This is a genomic window from Thioclava sp. UBA3469, assembly GCF_002378135.1.
Taxonomy (GTDB): domain Bacteria; phylum Pseudomonadota; class Alphaproteobacteria; order Rhodobacterales; family Rhodobacteraceae; genus Thioclava; species Thioclava sediminum.
In genome coordinates this window covers 8,809-10,065 of sequence record NZ_DFRG01000229.1, presented here as the reverse complement: position 1 = coordinate 10,065, position 1,257 = coordinate 8,809, and the positions used below count along the sequence as shown (strand labels likewise).

At 65.5% G+C, this 1,257-nt stretch carries 1 protein-coding gene and 1 pseudogene; both read right to left on the bottom strand.

The features are described from left to right. On the bottom strand, positions 1–96 hold a 96-nt coding region (locus tag B3D39_RS16590), incomplete at its 3' end, for an ATP-binding cassette domain-containing protein (RefSeq protein WP_286789899.1). Between the two features lie 362 nt (positions 97–458). Next, positions 459–1,190 (bottom strand): annotated as a pseudogene (locus B3D39_RS16585) (efflux RND transporter periplasmic adaptor subunit); the annotation flags it as partial. Positions 1,191–1,257: the final 67 nt, after the last annotated feature.

The window sequence follows — 1,257 nt, the reverse complement described above, 5'->3', positions numbered from 1 at the left end:
GTTCATCGCGGTCGATTTTCCCGACCCCGAGGGCCCCATGATCGCAAGGAATTCCCCCGGTTCGACGCTAAGATCGACGCCGTCGAGGGCGCGCACGAGGGTCTCCCCGTATCCATAGTGGCGCTCGATCCCGCGCAGCTCGAGAAGCGGCTCACTTTTCGCGATGCATCCCGCTGATCGGTGATGACCTGATCGCCGACGGCCAGATCGCCCGCGGTCACGATCGTGAACTTGCCGTTCGTCGCCCCCGGCGTGACCGCCACTTCGACGGGGGTGCCGTCGCGAAGAACCCAGACGGATTTGCCGCTCGCCGTGCCGCTCTCGGAATTCGGTCGGCTCGGTATCACGAGGCCGATGAGCCCGCTCGCGCCATTGCCCGCATCTTCGACCTCTTGAGGCGGGGCATAGCGCAGCGCCGCATTCGGGATCAGGAGCGCGTCCTTCGCCTCGTCCACAGTGATCGTCGCCGTCGCGGTCATGCCGGGGCGCAGGAGCAGATCGGCATTGTCGACCGCCAGCACGCCCTTGTAGGTCACGACATCGTCGGTGGTCTCGGGGGCGTAACGCACCTGCGTGATCGTCGCCGGGAAAGAGCGACCGGAATAGGCGTCGACGGTGAATGTCGCGTCATTGCCGACCGCAACCTGACCGATATCCGCCTCGTCGATATCGACGAGCAACTGCATCCGGCGCAGGTCCTCGGCCAGCGTGAACAGGGTGGGCGCCGACAGCGAGGCGGCCACGATCTGACCGGCCGAGACATTGCGGTCCAGAACGACGCCGTTGATCGGGGAGCGGATGACCGATTTCTCCAGATCGTCCTTCTCCAGGGCAAGGTTCGCCTCGGCCAGCGTCAGCGACGCTTTCGCGGCCTGAACCGAAGCTACGGCGCGATCACGCTGCGCGATATAGGTGACGAAGGTGCTGTGCGTCGAAACCCCGCGCCGGTCCAGTTCGGCCTGCGTCTCATAAAGCGCCGTCGCTTCCGTCTGCGTGGCTTCGGCCTGTGCGAGCTGCGCCTTGGCGGCCGCGAGCGCGGCTTCGGCATTGGCGACCTGCGCCTTGAATTTCGTGTCGTCGAGCCGCGCGAGGACCTGACCCACTTTGACCTCGTCGTTATAATCGACGTCGATGCTATCGAGCGTGCCCGACAGTTCCGAGGAGACTTCGACCTCCGTCGTGGGCTGCACGGTGCCGGTCGCGGTGACCGTGACGGTCAGATCGCCGCGCGTGACGGCTTGCGTCACATAGCTCGTG